This is a genomic window from Bacillus sp. MAG717A, assembly GCF_036884855.1.
GTDB lineage: Bacteria > Bacillota > Bacilli > Bacillales > Bacillaceae > Bacillus > Bacillus safensis.
On record NZ_CP145733.1, the window covers coordinates 1,835,038 to 1,847,660 of the forward strand.

General features: G+C 38.9%; 13 protein-coding genes. 6 read left to right on the forward strand and 7 right to left on the reverse strand.

Annotated elements, in window-relative coordinates; genetic code table 11:
- Positions 1 to 26 precede the first annotated feature (26 nt).
- The 3 genes from spoIID to V6Z54_RS09395 all read left to right on the forward strand — a co-directional run bounded on the left by spoIID (position 27) and on the right by V6Z54_RS09395 (position 2,834).
- A complete protein-coding gene (gene spoIID / locus V6Z54_RS09385) occupies positions 27 to 1,052 on the forward strand; it encodes a stage II sporulation protein D (protein ID WP_041087858.1) in 1,026 nt (341 codons plus the stop codon).
- A 321-nt stretch (positions 1,053 to 1,373) separates the two neighbouring features.
- Positions 1,374 to 2,072 carry a VWA domain-containing protein gene (locus tag V6Z54_RS09390; RefSeq protein WP_080772281.1) on the forward strand — a complete coding sequence of 233 codons (699 nt, stop codon included), beginning with the start codon at positions 1,374 to 1,376 and terminating at the stop codon, positions 2,070 to 2,072.
- Positions 2,073 to 2,156: 84 nt separating this feature from the next.
- Positions 2,157 to 2,834: a VWA domain-containing protein gene (locus tag V6Z54_RS09395; RefSeq protein ID WP_041087860.1), complete on the forward strand. Its 678-nt coding sequence runs from the start codon at positions 2,157 to 2,159 to the stop codon at positions 2,832 to 2,834.
- 51 nt (positions 2,835 to 2,885) lie between these two features.
- Here V6Z54_RS09395 and V6Z54_RS09400 read toward each other — a convergent pair whose 3' ends face one another.
- Both V6Z54_RS09400 and V6Z54_RS09405 read right to left on the reverse strand, forming a co-directional pair.
- A complete protein-coding gene (locus V6Z54_RS09400; RefSeq protein ID WP_041087862.1) occupies positions 2,886 to 5,234 on the reverse strand; it encodes an FdhF/YdeP family oxidoreductase in 2,349 nt (782 codons plus the stop codon).
- A gap of 82 nt (positions 5,235 to 5,316) precedes the next feature.
- A complete protein-coding gene (locus V6Z54_RS09405) occupies positions 5,317 to 6,582 on the reverse strand; it encodes an OFA family MFS transporter (protein ID WP_075612054.1) in 1,266 nt (421 codons plus the stop codon).
- A gap of 134 nt (positions 6,583 to 6,716) precedes the next feature.
- On the opposite strand from V6Z54_RS09405, the gene fdhD reads away from it, so the two are divergent.
- Both fdhD and moaA read left to right on the forward strand, forming a co-directional pair.
- The gene (gene fdhD / locus V6Z54_RS09410) at positions 6,717 to 7,505 is read left to right on the forward strand and encodes a formate dehydrogenase accessory sulfurtransferase FdhD (RefSeq protein WP_041087866.1); all 789 of its coding nucleotides are present in this window, start codon (positions 6,717 to 6,719) and stop codon (positions 7,503 to 7,505) included.
- Between the two features lie 10 nt (positions 7,506 to 7,515).
- Positions 7,516 to 8,523 (forward strand): GTP 3',8-cyclase MoaA, encoded by a 1,008-nt coding sequence (gene moaA, locus V6Z54_RS09415; RefSeq protein ID WP_073978873.1) that lies wholly within the window; start codon positions 7,516 to 7,518, stop codon positions 8,521 to 8,523.
- A gap of 254 nt (positions 8,524 to 8,777) precedes the next feature.
- Here moaA and rpsN read toward each other — a convergent pair whose 3' ends face one another.
- The 4 genes from rpsN to V6Z54_RS09435 form a co-directional block, all read right to left on the reverse strand.
- Positions 8,778 to 9,047, reverse strand: a complete 270-nt coding sequence (gene rpsN, locus V6Z54_RS09420; protein WP_025093900.1) for a 30S ribosomal protein S14 — start codon at positions 9,045 to 9,047, stop codon at positions 8,778 to 8,780.
- A gap of 16 nt (positions 9,048 to 9,063) precedes the next feature.
- On the reverse strand, positions 9,064 to 10,260 hold the full coding sequence (locus tag V6Z54_RS09425; protein WP_041087871.1) for a GTP-binding protein: 1,197 nt from the start codon (positions 10,258 to 10,260) through the stop codon (positions 9,064 to 9,066).
- 82 nt (positions 10,261 to 10,342) lie between these two features.
- Positions 10,343 to 10,492, reverse strand: a complete 150-nt coding sequence (gene rpmG, locus V6Z54_RS09430) for a 50S ribosomal protein L33 (protein WP_003214771.1) — start codon at positions 10,490 to 10,492, stop codon at positions 10,343 to 10,345.
- 144 nt (positions 10,493 to 10,636) lie between these two features.
- Entirely contained in the window at positions 10,637 to 11,059 is a 423-nt protein-coding gene (locus V6Z54_RS09435; protein WP_039182073.1) for a DUF5362 family protein, read from the reverse strand.
- A gap of 525 nt (positions 11,060 to 11,584) precedes the next feature.
- Between V6Z54_RS09435 and V6Z54_RS09440 the strand changes: the two genes are divergently transcribed.
- Positions 11,585 to 11,980 (forward strand): hypothetical protein, encoded by a 396-nt coding sequence (locus tag V6Z54_RS09440; protein WP_041087873.1) that lies wholly within the window; start codon positions 11,585 to 11,587, stop codon positions 11,978 to 11,980.
- A 46-nt stretch (positions 11,981 to 12,026) separates the two neighbouring features.
- Here V6Z54_RS09440 and V6Z54_RS09445 read toward each other — a convergent pair whose 3' ends face one another.
- A complete protein-coding gene (locus V6Z54_RS09445; protein WP_338527261.1) occupies positions 12,027 to 12,536 on the reverse strand; it encodes a thiol:disulfide interchange protein in 510 nt (169 codons plus the stop codon).
- Positions 12,537 to 12,623: the final 87 nt, after the last annotated feature.

The window sequence follows — 12,623 nt, forward strand, 5'->3', positions numbered from 1 at the left end:
TCAATGACAAATGGGGGCAGCCAAATATGAAACCAATGATATGGACAATCGCAGGAATATGCATCATCATTTTAATGATTCCAACATTACTTGTGTTGCCGACATTCCAAGGGAAGCCGGCGGCTAGCCAGCACGTAGCAGCGGAACCATCAGTTAAAAAAGAAGTGAAGGGTTCAGTCAAATTGAAGCAATCACCCGTCGCTATCCCCGTCTATCGCTCTGCTCATCAGCAGGTAGAAAACATCCCCTTAGAAGAGTATGTGATCGGTGTCGTAGCATCTGAAATGCCAGCTGATTTTGAAATGGAAGCACTCAAGGCACAAGCGCTCGCAGCAAGAACGTATATCGTCAGACAAATGATCAGTGATAAGACTGTCAAATCACCTAAGGGTTCTCTTGTAGATGATACCCAAATGTTCCAGGTGTACAAAAACAAACAGGAACTTAAGAAAATTTGGGGGAAAGCGTACAATTGGAAATTAAAAAAGGTCACGGAAGCTGTCGCCAGCACACAAGGAAAAGTGCTGACTTATGACGAGAAACCAATTGATGCTTCATTCTTTTCAACAAGTAATGGAAAAACGGAAAATGCCGAAGCCTATTGGAAAAACGAAATCCCTTATTTGAAAAGTGTCTCAAGTAAATGGGACGAAAAATCGCCAAAATTTCAAAACAAGAAAACCATCTCTGTAAGTGAATTTCAGCAAAAATTAGGTGTGACGCTCACTCAGCAGGCTCAGGTCGGACAGATTGTAGAACGGACACCAGGAAACCAAGTAGCGAAAGCCGTGATCAACGGTAAAACACTGTCAGGCCGAGACATTCGAGAATCACTAGGCCTTCATTCAGCGGACTTCACATGGGAACGCCAGGGCCAGCAGATTGTCATTACAACAAAAGGATATGGTCATGGTGTAGGCATGAGTCAATATGGTGCGCATTATATGGCGCAGGCTGGCAAAAAAGTAGATGCCATCGTGAAACATTATTATAAAGGCATTCAAATCGAATCAGCCGATCGTTTTCTCAACACGTATATGGCTAAAAAATAAAGCAAAGGTGCCTCAGAAATGAGGCATTTTTTGTTTGTTCAAAAAGATTTGAACAGAATGTGTCAAATCACGACTTAAGACGCAGGTCAGGAAATCTTAAACATTTATGTCCTGACAAGAACTGATGGCTGATACAAAGTCCCTCGAAAGACAGAGAAAACGAGAGGATAATGGGTGTGTTAGGTGAAAATATCTAGACATCTGACAGAATTTTAGTGATTTTGATGAAAGAGAAAAAGGGACCGAGTCCTATACCATTCCAAGACAGAATAATTTACGATTAAGATGTTTCAATCAAATACATAAGGAGGAAGGAAAAGTATGTTGAAAAAAGTAATCACACTCGTAACCTTAACTGTATTGACATTATCTATGTCAATCTCTTCACCAGTATTTGCAGAAGCATCTACAGTCAAAAAACATAACAAAGATGTAAGAGTGACAATCTTACTTGATGCAAGCGGAAGCATGGCAAGAAAAGTAGAGGGAGAGCGCAAATTTGATCTCGCTAAACAAGAGGTATTTAAATTTGCTCAGTCACTTCCTAAAGACGCTAAAATTCGTATGAGCTTGTTTGGTTCTGAAGGAAACAACAAAAATTCAGGTAAAGCTCAATCATGTGAAGTCATTAGAGGCGTTTATGGCGTACAGCCTTATGAAAAAGACAGCTTTGAAAACTCTTTAAACGGACTTGGGCCAACTGGGTGGACACCGATTGCACGTGCACTTGAAAATGCAAAACAAGCGGATGAGCAGCTTCATGCAGGAACAAAGCATATTGTGTACTTAATCACTGATGGTGAAGAAACTTGTGGCGGAGATCCAGTAAAAGTAGCAAAAGAATTGCATAACTCAAAAGGATCAACTGTTGTAAATGTGATCGGATTAGACTTTAACGATGGCTATGAAGGTCAATTGAAGCAAGTAGCCAAAGCTGGTAAAGGCCATTACTACCAAGCAAGCACTGGTAAAGAAATGGGTTCTATCTTTTCAGCAGAATCATTAAAACTACACGAATAACTTGCTGAACAAAAGGGAAACGATTGATTTATGCTTTCGTTTCTCTTTTTCTGTACAAAAGTAAAAAAATGGAGGTTTTTATTGATGAAAAGAAATATCATATTAACCATTTTGGCTAGTCTTGTCCTGCTTCTTTCTTCACCAGCTCATGCTGTAACAAAACAGGAGCCGCCTGCTCATGTGGTGATATTACTCGATTTAAGCGGCAGCATGGCACAGTCAGTTGAAGGTGAAAAGAAAATCGAAATTGCTAAACGGTCTATTCAAAGCTTTGCGAGTATTTTATCTGAAGATACACAAGTTCTGCTTCGTGTGTTTGGTCATGAAGGAACCAATAAAAATGCAGGGAAAGCCGTATCTTGTTCAAGTTCTGAAGCTGTTTACGGATTTGGATCATATGAGCCATCAACATTTCAGCAAGCACTGAACGTGTATAAGCCAACTGGCTGGACACCACTTGCAAAAGCATTAACGGATACGAAACAAGATTTTGAAGATCACCAGGCTGAAGGCAAAAATATTGTTTATGTTGTCAGTGATGGTGAAGAAACTTGTGGTGGAAGTCCTTCACAAGCAGCAAAGGAATTACATGAAGACGGGATAGATACAATTGTTAATATCATTGGCTTCGACGTAAATGAAAAAGAAGCAAAAAGTCTAAAATCTGTTGCAAAAGCGGGTGGAGGACAATATCAACCGGCAGCAAATGCCGAAGAATTGAATCGCATTCTTCAACAAGAAGCGAGCGTTTTTGGTCGGTAGAGAGTGAATGGCAGCTGGGGAAAATAACCCCAGCTGTTTTTAAGTTGACGATTAATTCAAAGTCGTTTCTAATTCATCGATTCGTTTCTCCACGTAATGCTGATCCTTTCTTGCATGAAAGGTTTCGGCTTTTTCTAATATGGCAGCCGTATTATATTCGGGAATCTGTGAGTAGCTCTCATACACACCTTTAGGAATTAAAACGTTCCCTTCAGGCCAATAAACTGCGATATTGCCACGTCTCAACTCTCCGAATTGAGCCACTCCTTGATAGGACCCATATTGATTAAAGAGAACAACTGGATCACCTTCTTGGACGTAAAGCTCTTTTGCATCTTCTTCATTCATTAGGATAGAATGACGTTTTCCACCATTAAAGGCATCCTTTTCACTGTAGATCATGGAGTTGAACTGCTTTCCTCTTCTTGTCGTGATATTGAAATGTCCTTCGGTTTTTCGATATTGAGGCAGCTGGGCAGGAAGAAGATGTCCCTTTCCGTCTGGCGTTGGACACTCGCCATCTTCACAAAGCCATGCGCCTCCCCATTGAAAAACGTCTCCCTTATGACGTAAATGCTGGATGCCATCATAGTTTCGGTTGGCGATCGCAATCTCACGACGAATGTCTTCAGCTGTTTCAAAATGAATCAGCTCGGCATCTTCTGGCCGGACCCTTTTCGCAAGATCAACATAAATGTCCCATTCTGCTCTGGCTTCCTCAATACGAGGTCCTTCAATTTCTGGACTGAAATAAACCATGCGTTCCGTACTGGTTGATGTGCCGCCGCCTGGTTGTTCATATCTTGTCATAGCAGGCAGCACAATTACCGCCTCTTCAGCGTCTACCAGCGTAGAGGTATTCAAAATGATATCTTGGTGGACACGGAGTTCAAGTTCAGATAATGCTTTTTCGATCGCTTCTGGATTTGGCATCGTTTCTAAAAAGTTTCCACCACTCGTAAACAGCATTTTGAGTTTTTGTGGATGATCTTTTGGGAGAGCCATCTTCTCAAAGGATTGCCCAATGGTGTCACCATGCCATTTAGGAATGTCAAATCCCCATATATGTTCGATTCTTTTAATATTCTCTTCATCAAAATCACTACCCGGCAAAACGAATGGATCAGCGCCCATTTCACCGGAACCTTGGACTCCGCTATGCCCCCGAATTGGCATGACACCACAATGTTTTCTGCCAATGAATCCTCGCAGCATGGCAAGGTTGGCAACCTGTGATATATTATCAGTTGCAAAGCGGTGTTGAGTAAGGCCCATACTCCAAATAAAAACACCTGAATTAGCATTGGCAAGCAATGTCGCAAATTCCTTCATTCTTTCTTTTGATAAACCTGATGATGCTTCTAGGTCCTTCCACTTCAACTGTGCGACATGCCGCTTTAAATCCTGTATGCCTGTTGTATGGTTTTGAATAAATTCGTGATCAAGGGCCGAATGGGGAGCATGCTGCTCCATGTCAAACCAATGCTTGATGACGCCGTTCATAAACGCAATATCGCCGCCTATATTGACTTGGTAAAAATCATCCGCAATTTTTGTACCGAATAATGCACTCTCTGGAATAGAAGGAACCCAGTATTTTTCCATGGCAGGCTCTTTATACGGATTGATGACGATAATTTTTGTCCCCTTCTTTTTAGCAGCGTACATATATTTAGTGGAAACAGGCTGATTGTTTGCTGCGACAGATCCCCAAAAAATTAATACATCCGTTCCAATCCAATCGCTGTAATTACAGCTTGAAGCACCGATGCCGAGGGACCGTTTAAGAGCGGTTTTACTTGGTGAATGGCAAATGCGAGAAGCATTATCAATATGATTCGTTCCTATAAATCGAGCTGCCTTTGCAGCGGTATAATAAACTTCATTTGTAATTCCTCTGGCGGTTAAATAGAAAGCAAGCTGCCGTTTATCAATTGATTGGATTTTAGATGCGATTTGATCTAGTGCATTATCCCAAGAAATACGTGTAAAGGCATTGTCACCTTTTTTTCGGAGCAATGGATAAGGAATTCGCCCAAGCTTGCGAAGAGAGGTGCTGTCCATTTGCTTTAGCTGATGAATATCTTCAAACCATTTTGGATCAATAGCTGGCATTGTGTTGAGACGAAGTACATTTAGTCTTGTAGTGCATATATGAGGTCCTGCGAGCGTTTGATCATACAGTCCTGAGACACCAAGTGCACAGCCGTCACAAACTCCCTGCGTTAAAATACGGTACGCATAGGGAAGGTTATCTTTGTTCTCCCATGCCACTTTCATCGTATCTCGAATGTGTTTCGGTTTCACTTTGCCAAGCCCCATTGGTGCAAAAGAGGCCCATAGCTTTGGTGAGGGTTTTTTATTGAGTTTAACAGGCCCTTTGTGTTTTGTTTTCCCCATGAGATCATCACCCTCCTATTACTTTGTAAAGCGTTTTCATATCTAAAAATTACCTTTAGATTGTGATTCTGTCAAATTCAAATTAAGGTCGGGCTGAAACAGAAGAAGCAGTAGGTGGGTTTGTTTCTCTCAGCTGCTGAATATCCTTCCGAATAAGAAGTGATATGATAAAAGCGATGAAAAATAAGCCAGAGAACACCATGAGACTCTGTGTGTAATTACCTGTTATATCTCGGATGAAGGATGAAAATAGAGGGCCTGCTAAACCCGCAGCGGCCCAAGCCGTCAGAATATAACCGTGTATGGCACCAAGCTGCTTTGTACCAAACAAATCCCCAATATAGGCTGGAATTGAAGCAAATCCTCCTCCATAGCACGTATAAATGATCGCCATGACGATTGAAAAGATGAGCGGTTCTTTTAAATAGGGAAGTAAAGGAAAAGCAATGAGCTGGATACTGAAAAAAATCGTGTAGGTATTCGGTCTTCCTATATAATCTGAGAACGATGCCCAGCCAATTCGTCCTAACCCATTAAAAGCACCTAAAATGCCCACAAGAGTGGCTGCAGCACCTGCAGTGAACCCAACACTTTCTTGAGCAAGAGGTGACGCTACTGAAATAATAGCAATTCCGCATGTGATATTAATAAAAAGCATAAGCCACAAATAATAAAAACGTCTTGTCTTGATCGCTTCATTTGCTGTAAGCTGTGATAAATCTTGAGGAATTTTTCTTTGCTTTGTTTTGAATGTGTCAAATTGTTTGACGTCATCAGGTGTTGGTGGTGATAAATAAAGAGATGAGGTCACCATGATGATAAAATAGGAGATTCCAAGAATATAAAAAGTATTTGCGATATTCACTTTTTCAATGAGAAATTGAATAATTGGGCTGCAAATAAGAGAAGCAAATCCAAACCCCATAATGGCTAAACCGGTTGCAAGCCCTCTTCGATCCGGAAACCATTTGACTAGAGTTGATACAGGTGCAATATAGCCTACACCTAAGCCTATTCCAGCGAGTACCCCATAAAATAAATAGAGGAGAGGCAGTGAGGACATGTGGACAGCGAATCCTGATCCAGTCATTCCGATGCCGAAGAAAATAGCTGAGAAGAGCCCCGATGCCTTTGGGCCATACCTTTCAACGAAATGTCCCATGAAAGCAGCAGATAAACCTAAAAATAAAATAGCAATACTGAAGGTGAGACTTATTTCTGTTAATGACCACTGAAAGGCTTCATGTAAAGGATTCGTAAAAACACTCCAAGCATAAACAGACCCAATAGATAAATGAATTCCTACAGCACTTGTTGCAATGAGCCAGCGATTTTTCGATTTGTTCATTTTGTTCCCCCCATATAAAGCAATCAAGAAGTTTGATAAGATAGAAATATGTTACATTTTCATGACTTTTTAAAATAATATCACAATTTGATTGGATCATATAACTAAATTTGCATTGAAAGGAAGATCATACAATGAATCCTTCTGTTAAAAAGAAACGAGTCATACACCAATACCGTGAAGGCCAGTTTACATGCAAATCTGATGAAATTGTAGAAGAATTTCCTTTAACTGTGATGGTGAATGGAGAAGAATTTGTGACACTTGTTTGTTCGCCAGAGCACCTGAAAGAATTGGTTATCGGCTTTTTGGCTTCAGAAGGGGTCATTCGATTTGAAAATGAGATTAAAAGGTTTACAATAGATGAAAGTATGGGTTTTGCCTATGTTGATTTAGTTCATTCAAGTGGATTTGATTCATCAGATTTTACAAAACGAGTGATTGGTTCATGCTGCGGGAAAGGAAGACACTTTTATTTTCTTCAAGATGTGAAGACGGCAAAAACAGCCATTGATCGAATTAGTATCTCTGCTGAAACCTGTACGCATCTCATGAAGTGTTTGCAAGAAGAAAGCCAATTATTTCAACATACTGGTGGAGTGCATAATGCTGGACTGTGTGACACAGAGAAGTTATTTATCACTAGAACTGATATAGGAAGACATAATGCTTTAGATAAAATTTATGGATATTGTTTACTCCAGCGAATCCCACTTAGAGATAAAATTCTTGTGTTTAGCGGCCGGATATCGTCAGAAGTTCTATTGAAGGCAGCAAAACTAGGAGTCTCTATCGTCATTTCAAAATCAGCACCTACTGAGCTAGCGCTTCAAATGGCAGAAGAATTAAATATTACGACAGTTGGATTCGTCAGAGGAAAATCCTTTAATATTTACACTCATCCTCAGCGTATTACAGAATAGGAGGCAAAGTATGGACAGTATTTTAGATAAAAGACATCGACCATTGCGCGATTTAAGAATATCAGTAACTGATCGCTGTAACTTTAGATGTACGTACTGTATGCCTGCTGAAATTTTTGGACCAGATTATCCTTTCTTGAAAAAAGAAGAACTGCTTAGTTTCGAAGAAATTGAACGACTTGCTACCCTTTTTGTAAAGAATCTAGGTGTGGTAAAAATACGCATCACGGGCGGGGAACCTTTAATGCGGAAGGATCTGCCTGTCTTAATAGAAAAGCTCGCAAAAATTCCAGGGATTGAAGACATTGCGATGACAACCAATGGAACGCTTTTACCTTTATATGCTGATCAGTTAAAGAGAGCTGGTCTTAATAGAGTTACCATTAGTTTAGATTCATTAAATCCCGATCGTTTTAAGCAAATGAACGGAAGGCACATTTCTATCCAAAAAGTGTTTGATGGCATTGAGGCGGCAAAAAAGGCTGGACTTGCTATCAAGATTAATATGGTTGTTCAAAAAGGTGTGAATGATCAGGATGTCCTACCAATGGCGGCTTACTTTAAAAAAGAAGGACACGTTCTCAGGTTTATCGAGTTTATGGATGTCGGTAATACGAATAAATGGAATTTAGAACATGTCATGACAAAGAATGAAATAATTGAATTAATTAATTCAACATATCCTATCAAACCAGAACCTCCTCAATATACAGGTGAAGTTGCTAACCGATTTTTTTACAAAGATGGTTCAGGAGAGATAGGCATTATTTCTTCCGTTTCAGACGCTTTTTGTGGAACATGTAACAGAGCAAGGCTATCTGCACGCGGGGAATTGTTTACATGTCTCTTTGCATCATCAGGTTTTGATCTGAAACGGATGATTCGTACGACAAAAAATAATGAAGAGTTAACAAACCTATTAAAGGAATTATGGTCGAATAGACATGATCAATATTCAGCTGAGAGAGAGCAGAAAAAAGATCAGAAAAAGGTTGAGATGTCATACATCGGTGGGTAGTAACAACAAAGTATCATGATCAGGTATTTTTGAAAAGAAGGCAAAATGGAATAATCATTGTTGGAACTCCTTTTTTGAGAACAGGTTATTTTATCTTATGAACTCATTCAGTATAAAAAACCAGCAGAGATTCTGCTGGTTTTTAAATTACTATTTTGAACTTCAAAAAGCTTGAGATAAGTCTTGAAAATAGATTTTTCATCGTTTTGTGCTGCTTTACTTTTCCGACTGCTGTGATAAGATCAAATCATTCTTTACCAGCTCGATTTTTTTACCCCAGGGATATGACCCTTATAGGCAAGCTCACGAAAAGCAATCCTAGACATTTTGAATTTTCTTAAGTAACCTCTCGGGCGGCCAGTTAATTCACAACGATTTTTTAAGCGGGTAGGGGAAGAGTCTCTAGGTAATTTCCGTAAAGCTTCATAGTCACCTTTTTCTTTTAACTCTTTCCTTAATTCTGCATATTTCAATACAAGCTGCTGTCGTTTTTTTTCTTTAGCAATCTTAGATTTCTTTGCCAATTAAAACCCTCCTGGCCTAATTTTGTATTTTCCATTGAAAGGGGTCCTCAAATGTAGTCCAATCTTGATCCAATTCGTCAGGTGTGAGCAAGCATTGATCAAGAGTGCGAATAATTTCTGCTTTAGGCAACTCCACACCTATAAACACAAGTTTTGTATGACGATCACCAAACTCTGCGTCCCACTCATCTAGAAGCTCTGGTTCCTGATTTAATATCCGTGTTTTTTCTTGCTCAGGCAAAGCAGCAATCCAGTATGCAATTGGTTCAATCGCAACAGATTTACCAGCCTGTGAAATTAAAATGGTTAAATCATGATGTGTGGCAAGCCAAGTAAAACCTTTCGCACGAACGATCTGCTCAGGCATTTGATCTAACCAATTATTCAGCCTACCGGTATGAAAAGGGAGTCTTCTTTCGTAAACAAAGGATGAAATTTGGTATTCATCTGTTTCCGGCGTATGCAGAGCATGTCCTGCGTTGATCTCTTTGATCCATCCAGCAGAAGCACTTGATTTTTCAAAGTCAAATAAACCAGTATTTAAAATGTCATCTGGCTGTACTTTACCTTGTGAGGTTCTGATGATAGATGCTTCTGGTTGTAGTTTGTTCAGCACATGCTCAAGTCGATCTAACTCTGAGGATGATACTAGATCACATTTATTGATAATGAGCACGTCACAAAATTCAATTTGATCAATGAGTAAATCTGAAATTTCTCGTTCGTCGTCATCGGAAACCGCTTCTTTACGATCTAATAAACTCTCTCCTGACTGGAAATCAGTCCAGAAGCGATTTGCATCTACTACTGTGACCATCGTATCTAGACGGCAAAAGCGGGTCAAATCTATGCCCATTTCTTCATCAATATAAGAAAACGTTTGAGCGACGGGGATTGGTTCACTAATTCCAGTTGATTCAATGACAATATAATCGATATTACCCGCTTTACAAAGGCGTTCTACTTCGATTAACAAGTCTTCTCTCAAAGTGCAGCAAATACAACCGTTAGATAATTCAACTAGTTTCTCATCTGATCGAGAAAGCTCACCGCCTTGTTTGACTAGTTCTGCATCAATATTAATTTCGCTCATGTCATTGACGATCACAGCCACTTTTAATCCTTTGCGATTTTTAAGTACATGATTTAATATCGTTGTTTTTCCTGCTCCTAAAAAGCCGCTTAATACTGTAACAGGTATACGCTTATTCATTTGTTTTTGTCCTTTTGAAAACGATCATTTTGTTTTCCGCCTCACTTAAAAAGTAATCATTACGATTTATAGTCTAAAAAATTTATTTTGTTTCTCTATGAAGGGTATATTTCTTTAATCGAGGAGAATATTTTTTTAACTCCAATCGGTCGGGATTCGTTCTTTTATTTTTTGTTGTGATGTAGTTTCTGTCACCTGTTTCAGTACAGGCCAACGTAATTTTCACTCGCATAAGTAATAGGATCCTCCTTTAATTCGTAATAGTTACGATTTGTATTTTAAAATGAACAAGACTGAATGTCAAGCATAGGAGGATAATCCAAGCCAAATGATAAAAATAAAAGGGGTATCGAACGACCATTGATACCCCACTCCATTAATAAAAGTCACCGAGTTCTTGCTCGTAATCACCTTCATATTGCTGGACATCATAAGGAATTTCTTGGAGGAAGGCTAACCCGCCTAGTATAAGCATCAAAACGATGGCAATGAATGAAAGAATAACTGCGGCAATACTTGAAATGGCAAACAGTGTCTGCATTTTCATCATCTTAGCGTATTGTTCTAATAATTCTTCGTAAGAAGTATCAGGAGCCTGAATCAATTGTTCAGCTGCTTTTACAGATTTCTGTACATGGATTCCCATCATAATGAGAAAGACGCCAAGGGCTGCAGGAAGAACAAGCCAAAAACCAATAAGAATAGCCAGACCGCCTGAAATATAGAGAAAGATACTACCAACCTTTCCCCACTTTACGATTGAATGAAGAGATTGAATGATTTTCTCAGTTTGTTGCAATGGTGTTCACTCCTTTATGTATTCACTCTTTATCATACTTGAGTAAGTAGTGCTTTAGGAAGAGTGAATGTTGATTAATGAAAATGTTTCTATCTTCACTTCACTATTTATGGATAAATAAATTATTTTCAAATAAGAAAAAAGTAACATTTACTATTAAAATTATCGACAAATTATGTCATAAATAAGATTGATAGTAAAAAATAATTAGTAAATTTATCAAAATATGTTGTTAGTTGTCTTGCAATTGGTTATTATTGTGTTGTGTTACCATAAAAATTGGAAGGTGGAATTCATATGTTAGATCGTTTCTTAAACAAAATGACCAATGTTCAACCTGCAGCTGCAAGATGTATTTTGCAAAAATTAGTCACTTCATGCAAATCAGCACCGACTTGTTTCCTTCAAGGTGTTGGAACTTTCCGTTACTACGTCGATCGCGACACAGGTGAGATTTGTACTAGTCAAGAACGCGTTAGATGTGGCTGCTAAAACTAAGGATCTTATTTAATAGGATGTGAACGCATGAGCATATCTTCAATTTCATTCTTAACAAATGCTATGCAGACGTCAAATAGGCGTCAAGCGGGTCAATCATCAAATTCTTTTTTAACCCAAGCGGCTCAAATTGTTCAAGGTGACCATTCTCCAGAAGAGAGAAAGGCATTATTTCAACAACTTACTTTAGTTCAGCAAGGTAAAGATTTGGAACTTCATGTTTCTAAATTAAAGGAACTAGAGAAAGAGGCTCAAAAAGAGACGTCTTCTTCGTCTGTTACTGTGAATCAGCATGGTGACCAAGTAGACATTTCAAATGAGGCACGGAGTGAGTTTGAACAAGCCGAGGAACAGGCTTCAGATGAAGCAAGTGAAGCTGCTGCAGTGGAAAAAGATATAGATGTTCACTCAGATCCACAATAAAAAAATGAGGCATGTGTTTGATATTCTTCACATGCCTCATTTATCTTTATTTTGCAGATATCCTTGAAAAAAGACCATCCGGAAAAGGTGCTGCATATGAGATGATTTCATCTTCTTCTACCATGATGTAATACGGAAATTCTTCAACTTGGAATGTGTCTATCATTTGTTCGTCCACTGGGATAATTCGCATGTTGGTTTTATTATCACGATATAATTCTTGATCCTCTTTTTGCCCATTCTTTAGCAAAATACTAAATGAAATGTCTAATTTACGCTGCTTTTTCGTTTCTAGGAATTGTTCAAGTGATGGAATGCAATGCGAACATGATGTATCAGTGAAAATAAGCAGCTGATGCTTACTGTTGGTTTGCAGTAAATCATTCACTGGAATAGGTGATGGTTTTTCAAGCAGCGGATGTACTAGTTTTTGTCCAACATGCTGTATCGGTAAGATGATCAGTTCCATTTGTTGTTTTAAATAGATGATGACTCCGATCGTTAATAATAGGCTGCAAAGAATAAGAGTGAGCTGTAAAAGTAAGATTGAATTCATCGTATATCGTCCTCTCAGAGTGAAGTTACGCAAAGCTATCATAATACAAATATCAAAAATATGTCAATTATACTAAATGGTGTAAGG

Bases quoted from the DNA above. Each gene is read 5' to 3' on its own strand.
- V6Z54_RS09425 (WP_041087871.1), bottom strand. From the start codon at position 10,260: ATGAATAAGCGTATACCTGTTACAGTATTAAGCGGCTTTTTAGGAGCA.
- V6Z54_RS09405 (WP_075612054.1), bottom strand. From the start codon at position 6,582: ATGAACAAATCGAAAAATCGCTGGCTCATTGCAACAAGTGCTGTAGGA.
- V6Z54_RS09390 (WP_080772281.1), top strand. From the start codon at position 1,374: ATGTTGAAAAAAGTAATCACACTCGTAACCTTAACTGTATTGACATTA.
- moaA (WP_073978873.1), top strand. From the start codon at position 7,516: ATGGACAGTATTTTAGATAAAAGACATCGACCATTGCGCGATTTAAGA.
- V6Z54_RS09395 (WP_041087860.1), top strand. From the start codon at position 2,157: ATGAAAAGAAATATCATATTAACCATTTTGGCTAGTCTTGTCCTGCTT.
- spoIID (WP_041087858.1), top strand. From the start codon at position 27: ATGAAACCAATGATATGGACAATCGCAGGAATATGCATCATCATTTTA.
- V6Z54_RS09440 (WP_041087873.1), top strand. From the start codon at position 11,585: ATGAGCATATCTTCAATTTCATTCTTAACAAATGCTATGCAGACGTCA.
- rpmG (WP_003214771.1), bottom strand. From the start codon at position 10,492: ATGCGAGTGAAAATTACGTTGGCCTGTACTGAAACAGGTGACAGAAAC.
- fdhD (WP_041087866.1), top strand. From the start codon at position 6,717: ATGAATCCTTCTGTTAAAAAGAAACGAGTCATACACCAATACCGTGAA.
- V6Z54_RS09445 (WP_338527261.1), bottom strand. From the start codon at position 12,536: ATGAATTCAATCTTACTTTTACAGCTCACTCTTATTCTTTGCAGCCTA.
- V6Z54_RS09400 (WP_041087862.1), bottom strand. From the start codon at position 5,234: ATGGGGAAAACAAAACACAAAGGGCCTGTTAAACTCAATAAAAAACCC.